This is a genomic window from Microvirga sp. HBU67558, assembly GCF_018069605.1.
Taxonomy (GTDB): domain Bacteria; phylum Pseudomonadota; class Alphaproteobacteria; order Rhizobiales; family Beijerinckiaceae; genus Microvirga; species Microvirga terrae.
The window spans coordinates 1-299 of record NZ_JAGPUP010000115.1; the positions used below are offsets into that span (position 1 = coordinate 1).

Genomic DNA, 299 nt, shown 5'->3' on the forward strand with positions numbered 1-299 from the left:
ATGCCGCTATACAGATGATTGAGGAGCATCTCTTTGGTCAGCGTGCTCCCCTGGCGCTGAGCCAGGAACGCCAGGACCTTGTACTCCGTGCCGGTCAGGTTTACCCGGCGCCCTCCGACCTCAGCCTGTTGAACCCGTGGTTTGACCGTCAGATCGCCGCATTGCAGGACAGCTTCGGTCTGATCGGACGAGCGGCGGATGATGGCCTGCATGCGGGCGATGAGTTCATCCTTATGAAACGGCTTGGTGAGGTAATCATCGGCGCCATAGCCGAGGCCTCTGACCTTGTTCTGGATCCC

General features: G+C 59.5%; 1 protein-coding gene. It reads right to left on the bottom strand.

The annotated features are described in order from the left end of the window. Positions 1–299, bottom strand: a 299-nt coding sequence (locus tag KBI52_RS00465; RefSeq protein ID WP_210804745.1) for a response regulator transcription factor, incomplete at both ends; no start/stop codon positions are given.